Genomic DNA, 12,074 nt, shown 5'->3' on the forward strand with positions numbered 1-12,074 from the left:
ATTGAGGTGATATCCTTGGGTTTCCGTAGAACAGTGTTGTGTGGAAAGATGATAACATAGAATACCACAACGCCATACACGTGGTGTTTCCGTAGAACAGTGTTGTGTGGAAAGAACGTGGGCATATCTCCCGTTTGTGCGGAAAGCGACCTAGTTTCCGTAGAACAGTGTTGTGTGGAAAGTCCCGTCCAAACCTGCTGATGACTGCATCTATTAAACGGTTTCCGTAGAACAGTGTTGTGTGGAAAGATAGTCCTCTCGAAAATCCCACGCTGGCACGAGGAAGAGGTTTCCGTAGAACAGTGTTGTGTGGAAAGCTTTTGATGACGTGATAGAGCGCCTCGACAGCATAGAGTTTCCGTAGAACAGTGTTGTGTGGAAAGACTCCTTTTCGTCCCTCTTCCTGCTTCCGCTCGGCAAGGTTTCCGTAGAACAGTGTTGTGTGGAAAGGTGAGAGTGGCGAGACGATACAGGAAGGTTCGCCGGAGTTTCCGTAGAACAGTGTTGTGTGGAAAGGGGTTCCAGAAGTGCTCGCCTTTGATCACGAAGCCCTCGTTTCCGTAGAACAGTGTTGTGTGAAAACTACCAGGCCGAACATCCTTCGTGCACCTCCCAAAGGTTGATGTTTCCGTAGAACATATGTGTGGAAACTACATCTCTTTCCTGCGCCCAACTCCAGGATCTGCACGTTTCCGTAGAACATAATTGTGTGGAAATGGGACAAGCTCTACAACTATCTTTTTTCTCGGCCATAGTATTTCCGTAGATGGCCCTTTCCTATCCTCCTTCAGGTACCTCCCATGATGATAACCCTTTTATCGCTCGGTTCCGATAACCTGATGGTGAGGAAGATGTTCGCCGAGATACTGACGGTGGGGGATGAGCTCCTAACCGGCCACACCGTTGACAGCAACTCCGCATTCATAGGAAAGAAGCTGACCGAGAGGGGCTACTGGGTAAGGAGGAAAACTACCGTCGGCGACGACGTTGGGGAGATAGAGAAGGCCGTCAGGGAGATACTCTCGAGAAAACCCGAGGTTCTCGTCATAAGCGGTGGCCTCGGGCCGACCCACGACGACGTCACCATGCTCGCCGTTGCAAAGGCCCTCGGTAGAGATTTCGTCCTCTGCACAGGATGCCTTGAGAAAATCAAGGCCTTCTACGAGCGCCTTTACAGGGAGGGCTACATAGACGACCCAGCTTTAAATGAGGGGAGGAAGAAGATGGCCTACCTCCCTGATGGGGCTGAACCGCTTGAGAACAGCGAGGGTGCCGCTCCGGGAGCTTACATAGAGGCCGGCGGAACCAAGGTCTTCGTCCTCCCGGGGATGCCCCGCGAAATGAAGGTGATGCTCGAAAAGGAAGTCCTCCCGAGGCTCGGACAGCGGAAGTTCGTCCAGAGGAAGTTTCTGGCCGAGATAACCGACGAGAGCAAGCTCGCACCGGTTCTCACCGAGGCCGTGGAGAGATTCGGCGTCAGGATACACTCCTCGCCCAAGGGCTTTGGGAAGTTCATCGGGGTTATAATCTTCGCCGAGAGCGAGGAAGCTGCCGAGAAGGTTAAGGAGTTCATAGAGGGCGGCGGTGTGAAGCTTGAGGAGATGAAGATTTAGGCCTCGCCTATCATGGTCATTATCTTCCTGTGGAGACGCTTTATCATCTCCCTCCTGTCCTCCATCAAAACCACGTCGCTCGCCCCAATCGCTTCAAGATTGAATGCGAAGGGACTCGGAACCTCATGTCTCTCGAGAACCACCTTAATTTTCCCATCCCTCACCCAGCTCAGGAAGAGCTCTGCGTTCTCGACGTCCATCTTGTCCTCCATTATCTCGCGGTAGACCTCCCTGAGGAGCGGAAAGTCCGGATAGTTCTCCTTAAGGACTTTGAGAAGGGAAACCGCTATGACCTGTTGCCTTCCAAGCCTCTTGCTCCTCCCCACGTAGCGCCTGAGGATGAGCAACCCTCGGTTGGCCACGTGTCTGAAGCGCCTCTTCAAAAGCTCGGTGTTATCGAGGGCCTTCTTGAGAACCCCGCGGAGATCTTCAATCCGGAAGAGCTCCCTTATCTCATCCTCCGAGAGTTTAGCTTCCTTCGGAACCCTTAGGAGGAAGCCGTTGTCGTTTATCGCTATGCCAACGTTTACCTCCTTTCGCCTGCTTATCGCGTAGGCGAAGGCCCTGCTCAAGGCATCGTTTGCACGCCTTCCAATCAGGGTGTGGAAGAAGTACTCCCAGGTCTCCTCCTTCTCGACCTCCTCAACCAAAACCGTCTCGTCGTCGGGAACCGTCGAATATCTCGCCTGCTCGCGGAAGTAAGCTAAGATCGCCCTCGCGGCCCTCTCGTCTATTCCGTACTTCCGCATCAACCTCCTAACAGCGTCCCTTCTGCTGATGAGCCCCTTAACTTCCCTCCTAAAACGCTGTATGTCAAGGGCCAAATCGAAGCTGAGCGGGAGCATCTCCGAGAACCACGCGGGGATGGTCGGCCTCGCCCCCTCGCGGGAAACCACGTATATCCTGTTACCCCTGCTCTTCACGAACTCATAGGTTCTTCCCGCTAAGACAAATATGTCGCCAGGCATCAAGCGCTCCGCGAACTCCTCCTCGACGGTTCCAATCATCCTCTTGTCCATTGTGTAGACCCTAATCTTGGCCTCGTCTGGAATAGTGCCGGTGTTCATGTAGTATATTGCCCTCGTCATCTTGCCGCGCCTTCCGAAGCGGCCGTCCTCAAGCCATATCTTGGCGTAGACCTTCCTGTCTTCCAAGCCGGTGTATTCCCCAGCGAGATAGCGGAGGACGCTCATGAAGTCCTCGAAAGGAAGGTCGCGGTATGGATAGGCCCTCCTGACCACGCGGTAGGCTTCCTCGACCTCCCACATCTTGTTAAGGGCCATGCCGAGGAGGTGCTGGACGAGAACGTCGAGGGGGTTCTTCGGTATCTTAACGCGGTCAAGCCTCCTGTTCCGGGCGTTGTGCGCCAAAACCGTAACCTCGACGAGGTCGTCTCTGTCGAGGGCTATTATCACTCCCCTACTGACCTGGTGGAGCCTGTGGCCGGCTCTACCAATCCTCTGCAAGGCCCTATTCACGCTCTTCGGTGAGCCAATCAGGACGACGAGATCAATAGTTCCGATGTCTATTCCAAGCTCAAGGCTTGTCGAGCTGATTACCGCGTGGAGTTCTCCCCGCTTCAGCTTCTCCTCAACGTCTAACCTAACCTCCCTGGAGAGGCTGGAGTGGTGAGCTTCTATCAAACCTTCAAATTCCGGAAACCTCTTTTTCAGGTTGAAGGCTACCCTCTCCGCACCGCTCCTCGTGTTGGTAAAGATGAGCGTCGTTCTGTTCTCCCTTATCAGCTCGGCGAGCCGGTTGTAGAGGGCGTCGCTCAGAACGCTCGCCGGGGTGTAGATCAGATCCTCGACGACGCTCTCAACCCTTATCTCCGTCTGTTTGACAAAGCTGACGTCGACTATAAGGCCGGGCCTCGGCTTTCCGTTCTCAAAGCCAAAGACGAACTTGGCTATTTCCTCGAGCGGGTGTATCGTCGCGCTCAGACCTATCCTCACGAACTCCCTCTCCGCCATCTCCTGGAGCCTCTCAACGCTCAAAGCTAGGTGGGTTCCCCGCTTGTTCTCAGCTAAGGCATGAACCTCATCAATAATGAGGTACTTCACGGTTTTCAGTCTCTCGCGGAACTTGGGGGCGTTTAAAGCGATGGCAAGGCTTTCGGGGGTCGTTATTAGTATATGCGGCGGCTTCCTCACCATCTTGCTCTTCTCGTAGCCTGAGGTGTCGCTCGTCCTTATGCCCACCCTTATCTCTGGCAAATCGTAGCCGAGCTCCTTCGCGACTTCCTTTATCTCAGCCAGCGGACCCTCAAGGTTTCTCTTGATGTCGTTGTTGAGGGCCCTGAGAGGTGAGACATAGAGGACGTAGATTTTGTCCTCAAGGTTTCCCTCCTTTCCGAGCAAAATCAGTTCGTTTATAGCTGAGAGAAAAGCGGACAAGGTTTTTCCGGAGCCTGTTGGGGAAGATATCAGAACGTTCTCCCCCCTGTGAATTTCAACGACAGCATAGCGTTGGGGAGGGGTGAAGGTTTTGAATTTCCGCTTAAACCACTCCCTAACCGGCTCACTGAGGATTGAAAATATCTCCTCGTCCTCGTATTCCCTCTCGGCCCACCTTATCCTCTCCTCTACCATCGTGTCATCGTTTCCTTTTCGGTTTTTAAACTATTCGGTTTCCCTAATAAACTTTTTAAGTGGTTGATTGGAACTCAAGGTGGTGTAGTATGAACGTGAGGGAAAAGCTTAAGAGGATCTTAGCTGAGTTCAACAGGCTCCACGGCAGCGAGGCCAGTGCGAGGGTCGTTGAACTCGGGAGGGATGAGGTGATACTCGAGTTCGAGGGCTCCTTCTGCGCCACCTGCGGGTTATATGACTACTTCGATGACATCAAGTGGGAGGCTCTGGAGTTCGGCCTTGAGCTTGAGCCCATTGAGGTTCTTGAAGCTGTTGAGGACGACTTCGAGCACGGAAGATACGTTGTAAGATATAGGATTGGGAGAAAGCCAACGCTGAAGATGAGCGTTAAGGGTTAAAAGGATTCTCGGGAATTCTCGCCCATGAGTCTCCTTTACCTCGGGCTCGCACTCATCCTCCTCTGGGACGGCTACTTTTTCTTCAATTACATAATTAGTTTTTTCAAGCATTACAGAATCAAGGAATGGACTCCGGAGGTTTCCATATTGATTCCGGCCTACAACGAAGAAAGAAACATTCTGAAGGCAGTGCAATCGGCGCTGGGACAGGATTACCCCTATTTCGAGGTGGTTGTCATCGATGACGGGAGTAGGGATGATACATTTGGTGTCGCGAACTCTATACAAGACTCAAGGCTGAGGGTCTACAGGGTTGAACACGGGGGGAAAGCGAAAGCTCTCAACTTCGGTCTCTTAAGGGCAGGGGGAGAGGTTATAGTCACTACCGACGCGGACAGTACTCTGGAAAAACACGCCGTTAAAGAGCTTGTGAGGCGTTTCTACTCCGACGAAGTTCTCGCCGTCGGCGGTCAGGTTCGCGTCGTAGGGGGCTCCTTCCTTGAGAGGGCTCAAGATGTGGAGCACCTGAGGATTGCCATGTTCAGGCGTGCCAAAGAGCTCGACGATCTGAGCGTCGCCCCCGGACCTGTCTCAGCCTTCAGGCGAGATGCCCTCGAGAGGATAGGCGGTTTTGTCGAGGACACAGTTGAGGACTACGCTACCACAAAAGCCCTGAGGGGACTTGGAAAGGTCGTCTATGCCCCCAAAGCCAAGGCGTGGACGTCCATGCCCGTAGGGGTTGCCTCTCTCTGGAGGCAGAGGAAGCGCTGGTTCATCGGCGACCTGAGAAACCTTGGAGGCGGCTTTACCAAGGACTGGGCTTTTCTGCTCTTAGGAGACATTATGGCCATCCTAGACGTTATCATCCCACCCTTTCTCCTATTCACCGGAAATCTGCTCTTTCTTCTCTGGTGGGGGGGTGAGGCGATTACAATGCTCGTCCCGGTGGCAGTTGAAGGCGGGAAGCTCCTTGATGCCCTTTTGTTTCCAGTTTACCTCTGGTCCTGGGCCCTCTTTTACCTAGCCCTCCATCTCCACGGCTACGTGAGTATCCTCGGGGAAAAGATTTTTAAATAAATGCTCACATCTGAGCCACATAGACTATATAGACTATAGAGGTGAGTAGATGCTGGGGATCGGGGCAGTGGCTTTCTTTATGGCGTGGGCGGTAGGGGCAAACGACAGTCCCAAGGCCGTTGGAACGGCGGTAGGCTCGGGTATAATCGGCTTCAAGAGGGCTGTACTAGTTATAGCCGTCTTCACAACCATGGGCGCTCTCCTAGGGCACTCGGCTGTTCCTTCAACGGTGGGGGGCCTGGCTCGCGGTATGTCTACCGGAAACGTTGTTTTGGTTCTCTTCAGTGCCGCTTTGGCCGTTACGCTGGCGAGTCTTATTGGGATGCCCATCTCAACGACCCAGTCCATAATAGGGGCCCTCATTGGGGCTTCGCTTGCCCTCGGTCTGCCCGTGGATTGGGCAACGATTACGAAGATAGTCTCCGCATGGGTTATCTCCCCGGTTGTGGCGGGGCTCTTCTCGATAGTGGTCTACCGCCTCTACAGGCCAGTCCTCAGAAGAATAAAGGGCCTCAAAAACCTTGAACTCACCCAGAAGTGGCTCGTCTTCCTTGCCTCTGCCTACTCTGCCTTCAACCTGGGAACGAACGAGGTTTCAAATGTGATAGGGCTTGCAAAGGCCGGCGGCATATCAAACCCCAATGTCCCTCTGGCCCTTATAATGGCCTTTGGAACGCTCACTTTCAGCCACAAGGTCATGATAACGATCGGGAGGAACATAGCCCCCCTTGATCCCACATCGGCATTCTCAAGTCAGTTTGGGGCGTCGATAGCGGTTAATACCGCCAACCTCTTCGGTCTCCCGGTCAGCTCGGGACAGGCAGTAGTCGGCGCCATCAGTGGATTGAGCACATACAAGGGCGAAAGGATCAACAAAAAGGTTCTTATAGACATAGTCAAGAGCTGGGGTGAAGCACCCCTCCTTGCGGGAATCCTGTCGTTCATCTTCATAAAGCTCTTCTCCGGCTTAGGCTTTTAAAAGGCCTGATGTATCTCTCTGGGGGAGAAAGCATGGATTTCAGGTTTGAGGTCAAGGCACGGGATGCCTCTGGGAGGATAGGAAAGCTCACCGTTAACGGAAAAACTATAGAAACACCGGCCATAATGCCAGTGGTTAACCTGAAACAGCTCATAGTAACTCCGAAGGAGCTCATGAAGATGGGCTTCGGGATTGTTATCACGAACTCCTACATCATTTACAAGACGCCCGAGCTGAGGGAGAAAGCACTTGAGGTGGGAATTCACAGGCTACTCGATTACGACGGCATAGTTGAGGTCGATTCCGGTTCTTTCCAGCTCATGCGCTATGGCGGTGTCGATGTGACGAACCGCGAGATAATAGAATTTCAGCAGGGGATAGGTGTTGACATAGGCACCTTCCTCGATGTACCGACACCTCCAGACGCCCCGCGTGAGAAGGCCGAGGAAGACCTCAGGATAACGCTGGAGAGGGCTAAGGAAGCTGAGGAAATAAAGGGGATAGCCATGAACGCGGCCGTCCAGGGCTCAACTCACCTCGACCTGAGGATATATGCAGCTAAAAAGCTCAGCGAGATGGACTTCGAGATACATCCCATCGGTGCCGTCGTCCCGCTGATGGAGAGCTACCGCTACCGTGATTTAGTTGACGTCGTTATAGCATCAAAGCAAGGCCTCAGGCCGGACAGACCCGTCCATCTCTTTGGAGCCGGCCATCCCATGATATTTGCCCTGGCTGTTGCGATGGGGATTGACCTCTTCGACTCGGCCAGCTACGCCCTCTATGCTAAGGACGACCGCTACCTCACTCCAGAAGGAACGAAGAAGCTGGAGGAGCTGGACTACTTCCCCTGCTCATGCCCTATCTGCTCCCGCTACACACCCCGGGAGCTCCGCAAGATGCCGAGGGATGAGAGGACGAGACTTTTGGCTCTCCACAACCTCTGGGTTATTAGGGAGGAGCTCAACCGCGTTAAGCAGGCGATAAAGGAGGGAACCCTCTGGGAGCTTGTGGACGAGAGGGCTCGCTCCCATCCAAAGATGTTTGCCGCCTACAAACGCCTTTTGGAGTACAGAGAATATCTTGAGAAGAACGAGCCGGTCACAAAGGCCAGCGCATTCTTCAAGGTGAGCGAGGAATCCCTGAGGTGGCCCACAGCCATGAGGGCTAGGGAGAGGGCCGAGCGGGTTAGGAAAAAGTTCCCCGAGACGATAAGCCATCCGATATTTGGGGAGATTCCCAGATACCTAAGCCTGAGCTACCCCTTCGCTCAGAGCGAGGGAGAGGAGGACTTCATGATAAAGAAGCCCGGAAAGGAGAAGGTGAGGGAATACATCATGGCCATAGCTGAATACCAGTTCGGCGAAGGGGCTGAAGAGGCGTTCAAAGATGTCTCGATCGAGCTTTCGAAGAAGACAGGAATGCCGAGACAGATAAAGACCAAAGGTAAGCATCTCGCAACCTTCCGCGCCGAGGACGGTCTCTTAACGCTTGGAATAGAGGGGGCTAAAAAGCTCCACCAATTCTTACCCTTCCCGAGGATGCGCGTTGTTGTCAACGAAGATGCCGAGCCTTTCGCTAGGAAAGGGAAGAACGTCTTTGCAAAGTTCGTTGTCGATGCAGATCCAGAGATAAGACCCTACGATGAAGTTCTGGTGGTGAACGAGAGGGATGAGCTCCTGGCGACAGGTCAGACCCTCCTCAACGGCGAAGAGCTAAAGGTTTTCCAGAGCGGACTTGCAGTTAAGGTAAGGAGGGGCACCGGTTAAGTTCTCAGGGTTTCATTTCAAGTATTTTTTGTATCCCTTCTTTTTCAGCCAAGCCTTAACATCATTAGCAAGCCATCTAGGTGGGACGGGGTTTGCTGGAGACTCCCCATACTTTTCAAAGGTCTTCTCACAGTTTTTTCTGAAGTTCTTGCATAGGTAGTGGTAGCTGATAACAACAAGTAGGAGGTAGAACCTCCTCAAGAACCAGGAGGCGTTTTTACATTCTTCATCGTCCTTGCACTCCCTCTCATCCCTTAGAACCTTAAGATAGGGCTTCATTGCCAAGAAAGAGTCCAATATTAGCCCTCCGTACTGTTCCTGGATGAACCAGTCGCCGACAAAGTCGCGGTAAACAAAATACCCAACGCGGTTGAGCACCCTGCTTGCGGCACTTACTGCTTTTGTTTTTTCTTTATCTCTAAGGAACTCCTTCTTTGCGGCATCAACTAATTTTCCTTTGGAGATTTTCCCATCCTCAAGGTCTTTCATGTGCCACCCTTGGATCTTTCCTATGTTTTCTTTAAGCTCCCTGTTCATCATTCCGTAAACCTCACTTACGGCCTCAAAGTTAAGCTCCTTCAGGGCTATATCCAGTTCGTATATCGTAACGGCCATTATAACCGTGGCTATCGTCGAGGCGAGAGTTAGGATGGCGAGGGTCATGTTTACATCGCGAGTGATGGCCCATGTGATGGCAGTGGCTATGATTATCAGTGTGGCTGACACGAGTGCAAGTGTTTTTATCCTGTCCATGGGTAATCCCCTGCTTATTCTCCCGAAAAGGTTATAAATTTTCGTTGTCCCCTTAATCCGGGCGGGCCCGTGGTCTAGACTGGTTATGACGCCACCCTTACAAGGTGGAGGTCCGGGGTTCGAATCCCCGCGGGCCCACCAATACAAACTTCGCGCGAGCGAAGTTTGACCAAGGTTCGCATGTCGTTTTTTGAAGATTCTCAATTTTGAGGGGTTTACTTACTACTTGCCAGCTCTCAGTGTTTCACCTCAAGAATCACGCCCGAAGGGCGTTAAGAAAAGTTAAAACCTGTTTTAGCTTACTTTCCTTAGATCGCTCACCTATATACTGTTGTTTGTGAGAATAAAAAGTTAGAAAAGACCTAGTCAACCTTTTGCTTGGCAAAAGTTGCTATGGATACAGCCTGCTCGGTGTCCTCGGGAAGAGCGTAGCCCACTTCACGTGGTCGAGATTCAGCACCCACGCGACGAGCCTTTCCAGGCCAAGCCCGAAACCGCTGTGCGGAACGCTACCATACTTCCTCAGGTCTAGATACCACTCGTAGTCCTTTGGATCCATGCCCTCCTCTAGGATCCTCTGGACGAGCTTCTCATAGCTGTCCTCACGCTGAGAACCGCCGATGACCTCTCCATAACCTTCTGGAGCCAGCATGTCAGCGGCTAAAACCTTCCTCGGATCCTCGGGGTCTTCCTTCATGTAGAAGGCCTTGATGTGCTTTGGATAGCCGTAGACGAAGAAGGGACTCTCGAACTCCTGAGTTAGAACCCTCTCCTCATCGGCGCCCATATCCTCGCCCCATTCTATGTTGACTCCCCTCTTCTGGAGTGTCTCTATCGCCTCGTCGTAACTTATCCTCGGGAAGGGGGGCACTGTGTTCTTTAGAGTCTTCAAATCGTCCTTGCGGTAGAGCTCTATCTCGCTCCTCCTCAGCTCAAGGGTTCTCTGCACCATGTAACTGACGAGCTCCTCTTCGACCTTCATGATGTCCCAGAGGTCCATCCAAGCGGCTTCGAGCTCAAGGTGCCAGAACTCGGTGAGGTGCCTCCTCGTCCTGCTCTTCTCCGCCCTGAAGCTCGGTGTGAGGCTCCAGACCTTCTCAAGGCCGAAGATGGCAGCCTCAAGGTAGAGCTGGGCCGATTGGCTTAAATAAGCGGTCTTGTCGAAATATTTGAGCTTGAAAAGCGTGGCACCGCCTTCGACCGCCCCGGTGACGAGTATTGGTGGAAAGACTTCATACCATCCGTCCTGGAGGAGCCACTCCCTCGCGGCTTGCATAAGCGTGGCCTTGACCTTCATTATGCCCGCTACCTTCGGTGAGCGGAGGTGGAGGTGTCTAACGTCGAGCAGGAACTCTTGGCTTGCATCCTTTGTGATCGGGAAGAAGTCCACGTTCTGGATTATCTGAAGCTTATCGGCCTGAACTTCCGCAGCGGTTGGTGCGCGCGGGTCGGCCTTAACGGTTCCTTCGATTATCACGCTGGACTCAAGACCGAGCTTTCTGGCTTCTCTGTAAGCCTCTTCGTTTGTGCCCTTTGAAAAGACGACCTGAACGATTCCGCTCGAATCCCTGAGCACCACGAATACTTTCTTTCCTACTTCCCTCTTCCTGTAGACCCATCCGGCGAGCTTAACCCTTTTTCCTTCCATCTCGGGTTTAACATCGGCGCAGTAAACCTTATCTATCATAACACCACCTCCGAAAACTCCGGTGGGGGGTTTATAATGCTAACCTCAGAAGGGACGATTGAACCAGGGTGAGACTGCCCTCAGGTTTTCTTCTATCATGATCAGCCGTGACATGGTCTTCGCTACTCTTACTGGAATTTAAATCCTTTGGGCATTTTGAGGTCAATACGTCAAAATATTTAAGTATTGATCTGTCATAAAGCCAGCAGTGATGGCATGTTTGTTCTCATTAGAACTGTCGTTGACCACTCCGGTGTAAGACCCGGGACTGCCGTCATCGTGGATGGGGAGGGAATACGGGCTGTTGATTAGGTCTACGGAGGGAAGGACTACTTCATTCTGGCCCGGTTTCATAAACGCCCATACCCAACCCATGTGGCGAGGGCGAAGTTCAGAGACCAAGGGGATTTACCGATGGGAGAGTGGTTGGAGAGAGCCATATGGCCACTGTAGAGGGAATGAACCAGGAGGGAGATAAGGAGGTGGGCGGAGGTTGGAATCGGTGAGACCATTGTCAACGGCTCAACCACGATAAACGACCCTGTCCCTCTTCCCCTTCAGCTCGAAGGTGTACTTCTTTTTCTCGGCTCCGATGTCCCTGACATCTCTCCTAATGTAGTATCCAACAAGGAAATAGGCTATAACGAGGCTATAAGTAAGATAACAAAGCTCTCAGTGAAGCTGACCCCAAATCCGAGGAGGATTCCGAGAGTGGCGAAGGCAACACCTATCAGCGTTATGAAGGCCGTAACCATCATGTATCATGTTCTAGGAGTATTATGAGCAGGCCCTAGGATTAAGAGGGAGGGAGCTTCCATACCCCTCACTCCATCAGCTTTTTGAACTTCTCAATGTCTTCGGGGCTCATACCGCCTTCAATCTCTTGGGGCTCCCCCTTATCGCTGGGAGAGGCAGGGGGTATCGGGCGTCTCCCTGACCTTCTGGAGTATCCTGAGGAGGTCTATCAGCGGCTCCGTGTCACAGGGTACGATGAGGTTGCCGTACTTGACGAGATCAGAAAGCTTTTCAATGTACTGAAGGGTCAGGTACTTCTCGTCTGCCATCCTGAGCGCCTCAAGAACCTTCCTGATAGCCTGGGCCTGGCCCTCCGCGATGAGTATCTACCTCTGCTTCTCATCCTCGGCCCTTAAGATAGCCGCCTGCTTCTGGCCCTCAAGTAGAAAAGCGCCTCCTTGATGGCGCTTTC

General features: G+C 52.6%; 8 protein-coding genes, 1 tRNA gene, 1 pseudogene and 1 CRISPR repeat array. Of the genes and pseudogenes, 6 read left to right on the top strand and 4 right to left on the bottom strand.

The genetic code is table 11. The features are described from left to right. Positions 1-19 precede the first annotated feature (19 nt). Positions 20-784: direct repeats of the CRISPR family, unit length 29 nt; unit sequence GTTTCCGTAGAACAGTGTTGTGTGGAAAG. A gap of 67 nt (positions 785-851) precedes the next feature. Beyond that, positions 852-1,613, top strand: coding sequence for a molybdopterin-binding protein (locus tag MVD07_RS00480; RefSeq protein WP_297497164.1), 762 nt, complete (start codon positions 852-854; stop codon positions 1,611-1,613). Here the strand turns inward: MVD07_RS00480 and MVD07_RS00485 are convergent. Further along, positions 1,610-4,204: an ATP-dependent helicase gene (locus MVD07_RS00485; protein WP_297497146.1), complete on the bottom strand. Its 2,595-nt coding sequence runs from the start codon at positions 4,202-4,204 to the stop codon at positions 1,610-1,612. The genes MVD07_RS00480 and MVD07_RS00485 overlap by 4 nt on opposite strands. 89 nt (positions 4,205-4,293) lie before the next feature. Here MVD07_RS00485 and MVD07_RS00490 point away from each other — a divergent pair, with 89 nt between their 5' ends. The 4 genes from MVD07_RS00490 to tgtA are packed head-to-tail and all read left to right on the top strand — an operon-like array spanning position 4,294 to position 8,427. Next, the gene (locus MVD07_RS00490) at positions 4,294-4,602 is read left to right on the top strand and encodes a hypothetical protein (protein ID WP_297497149.1); all 309 of its coding nucleotides are present in this window, start codon (positions 4,294-4,296) and stop codon (positions 4,600-4,602) included. 24 nt (positions 4,603-4,626) lie between these two features. Then, on the top strand, positions 4,627-5,679 hold the full coding sequence (locus MVD07_RS00495) for a glycosyltransferase family 2 protein (protein ID WP_297497152.1): 1,053 nt from the start codon (positions 4,627-4,629) through the stop codon (positions 5,677-5,679). Positions 5,680-5,728: 49 nt separating this feature from the next. Next, positions 5,729-6,658, top strand: coding sequence for an inorganic phosphate transporter (locus MVD07_RS00500; RefSeq protein ID WP_297497155.1), 930 nt, complete (start codon positions 5,729-5,731; stop codon positions 6,656-6,658). 32 nt (positions 6,659-6,690) lie between these two features. Then, positions 6,691-8,427, top strand: coding sequence for a tRNA guanosine(15) transglycosylase TgtA (gene tgtA, locus MVD07_RS00505; protein ID WP_297497158.1), 1,737 nt, complete (start codon positions 6,691-6,693; stop codon positions 8,425-8,427). A gap of 12 nt (positions 8,428-8,439) precedes the next feature. Here the strand turns inward: tgtA and MVD07_RS00510 are convergent, their stop codons facing one another. Further along, positions 8,440-9,180 carry a hypothetical protein gene (locus MVD07_RS00510; protein WP_297497159.1) on the bottom strand — a complete coding sequence of 247 codons (741 nt, stop codon included), beginning with the start codon at positions 9,178-9,180 and terminating at the stop codon, positions 8,440-8,442. Between the two features lie 63 nt (positions 9,181-9,243). On the opposite strand from MVD07_RS00510, the gene MVD07_RS00515 reads away from it, so the two are divergent. After that, positions 9,244-9,321 (top strand) — tRNA-Val (locus MVD07_RS00515). Positions 9,322-9,571: 250 nt separating this feature from the next. Here the strand turns inward: MVD07_RS00515 and asnS are convergent. Continuing rightward, positions 9,572-10,867 (bottom strand): asparagine--tRNA ligase, encoded by a 1,296-nt coding sequence (gene asnS, locus MVD07_RS00520; protein WP_297497162.1) that lies wholly within the window; start codon positions 10,865-10,867, stop codon positions 9,572-9,574. A gap of 823 nt (positions 10,868-11,690) precedes the next feature. Next, positions 11,691-12,074 (bottom strand): annotated as a pseudogene (locus MVD07_RS00530) (SPFH/Band 7/PHB domain protein); the annotation flags it as partial.

Source organism: Thermococcus sp., assembly GCF_027008145.1.
In the GTDB taxonomy this organism is placed as follows: domain Archaea; phylum Methanobacteriota_B; class Thermococci; order Thermococcales; family Thermococcaceae; genus Thermococcus.

Excerpts from the sequence above, each read along its gene's own strand:
- asnS (WP_297497162.1), bottom strand. The coding sequence starts at position 10,867 with ATGATAGATAAGGTTTACTGCGCCGATGTTAAACCCGAGATGGAAGGA.
- MVD07_RS00490 (WP_297497149.1), top strand. The coding sequence starts at position 4,294 with ATGAACGTGAGGGAAAAGCTTAAGAGGATCTTAGCTGAGTTCAACAGG.
- MVD07_RS00480 (WP_297497164.1), top strand. The coding sequence starts at position 852 with ATGTTCGCCGAGATACTGACGGTGGGGGATGAGCTCCTAACCGGCCAC.
- MVD07_RS00510 (WP_297497159.1), bottom strand. The coding sequence starts at position 9,180 with ATGGACAGGATAAAAACACTTGCACTCGTGTCAGCCACACTGATAATC.
- MVD07_RS00500 (WP_297497155.1), top strand. The coding sequence starts at position 5,729 with ATGCTGGGGATCGGGGCAGTGGCTTTCTTTATGGCGTGGGCGGTAGGG.
- tgtA (WP_297497158.1), top strand. The coding sequence starts at position 6,691 with ATGGATTTCAGGTTTGAGGTCAAGGCACGGGATGCCTCTGGGAGGATA.
- MVD07_RS00495 (WP_297497152.1), top strand. The coding sequence starts at position 4,627 with ATGAGTCTCCTTTACCTCGGGCTCGCACTCATCCTCCTCTGGGACGGC.
- MVD07_RS00485 (WP_297497146.1), bottom strand. The coding sequence starts at position 4,204 with ATGGTAGAGGAGAGGATAAGGTGGGCCGAGAGGGAATACGAGGACGAG.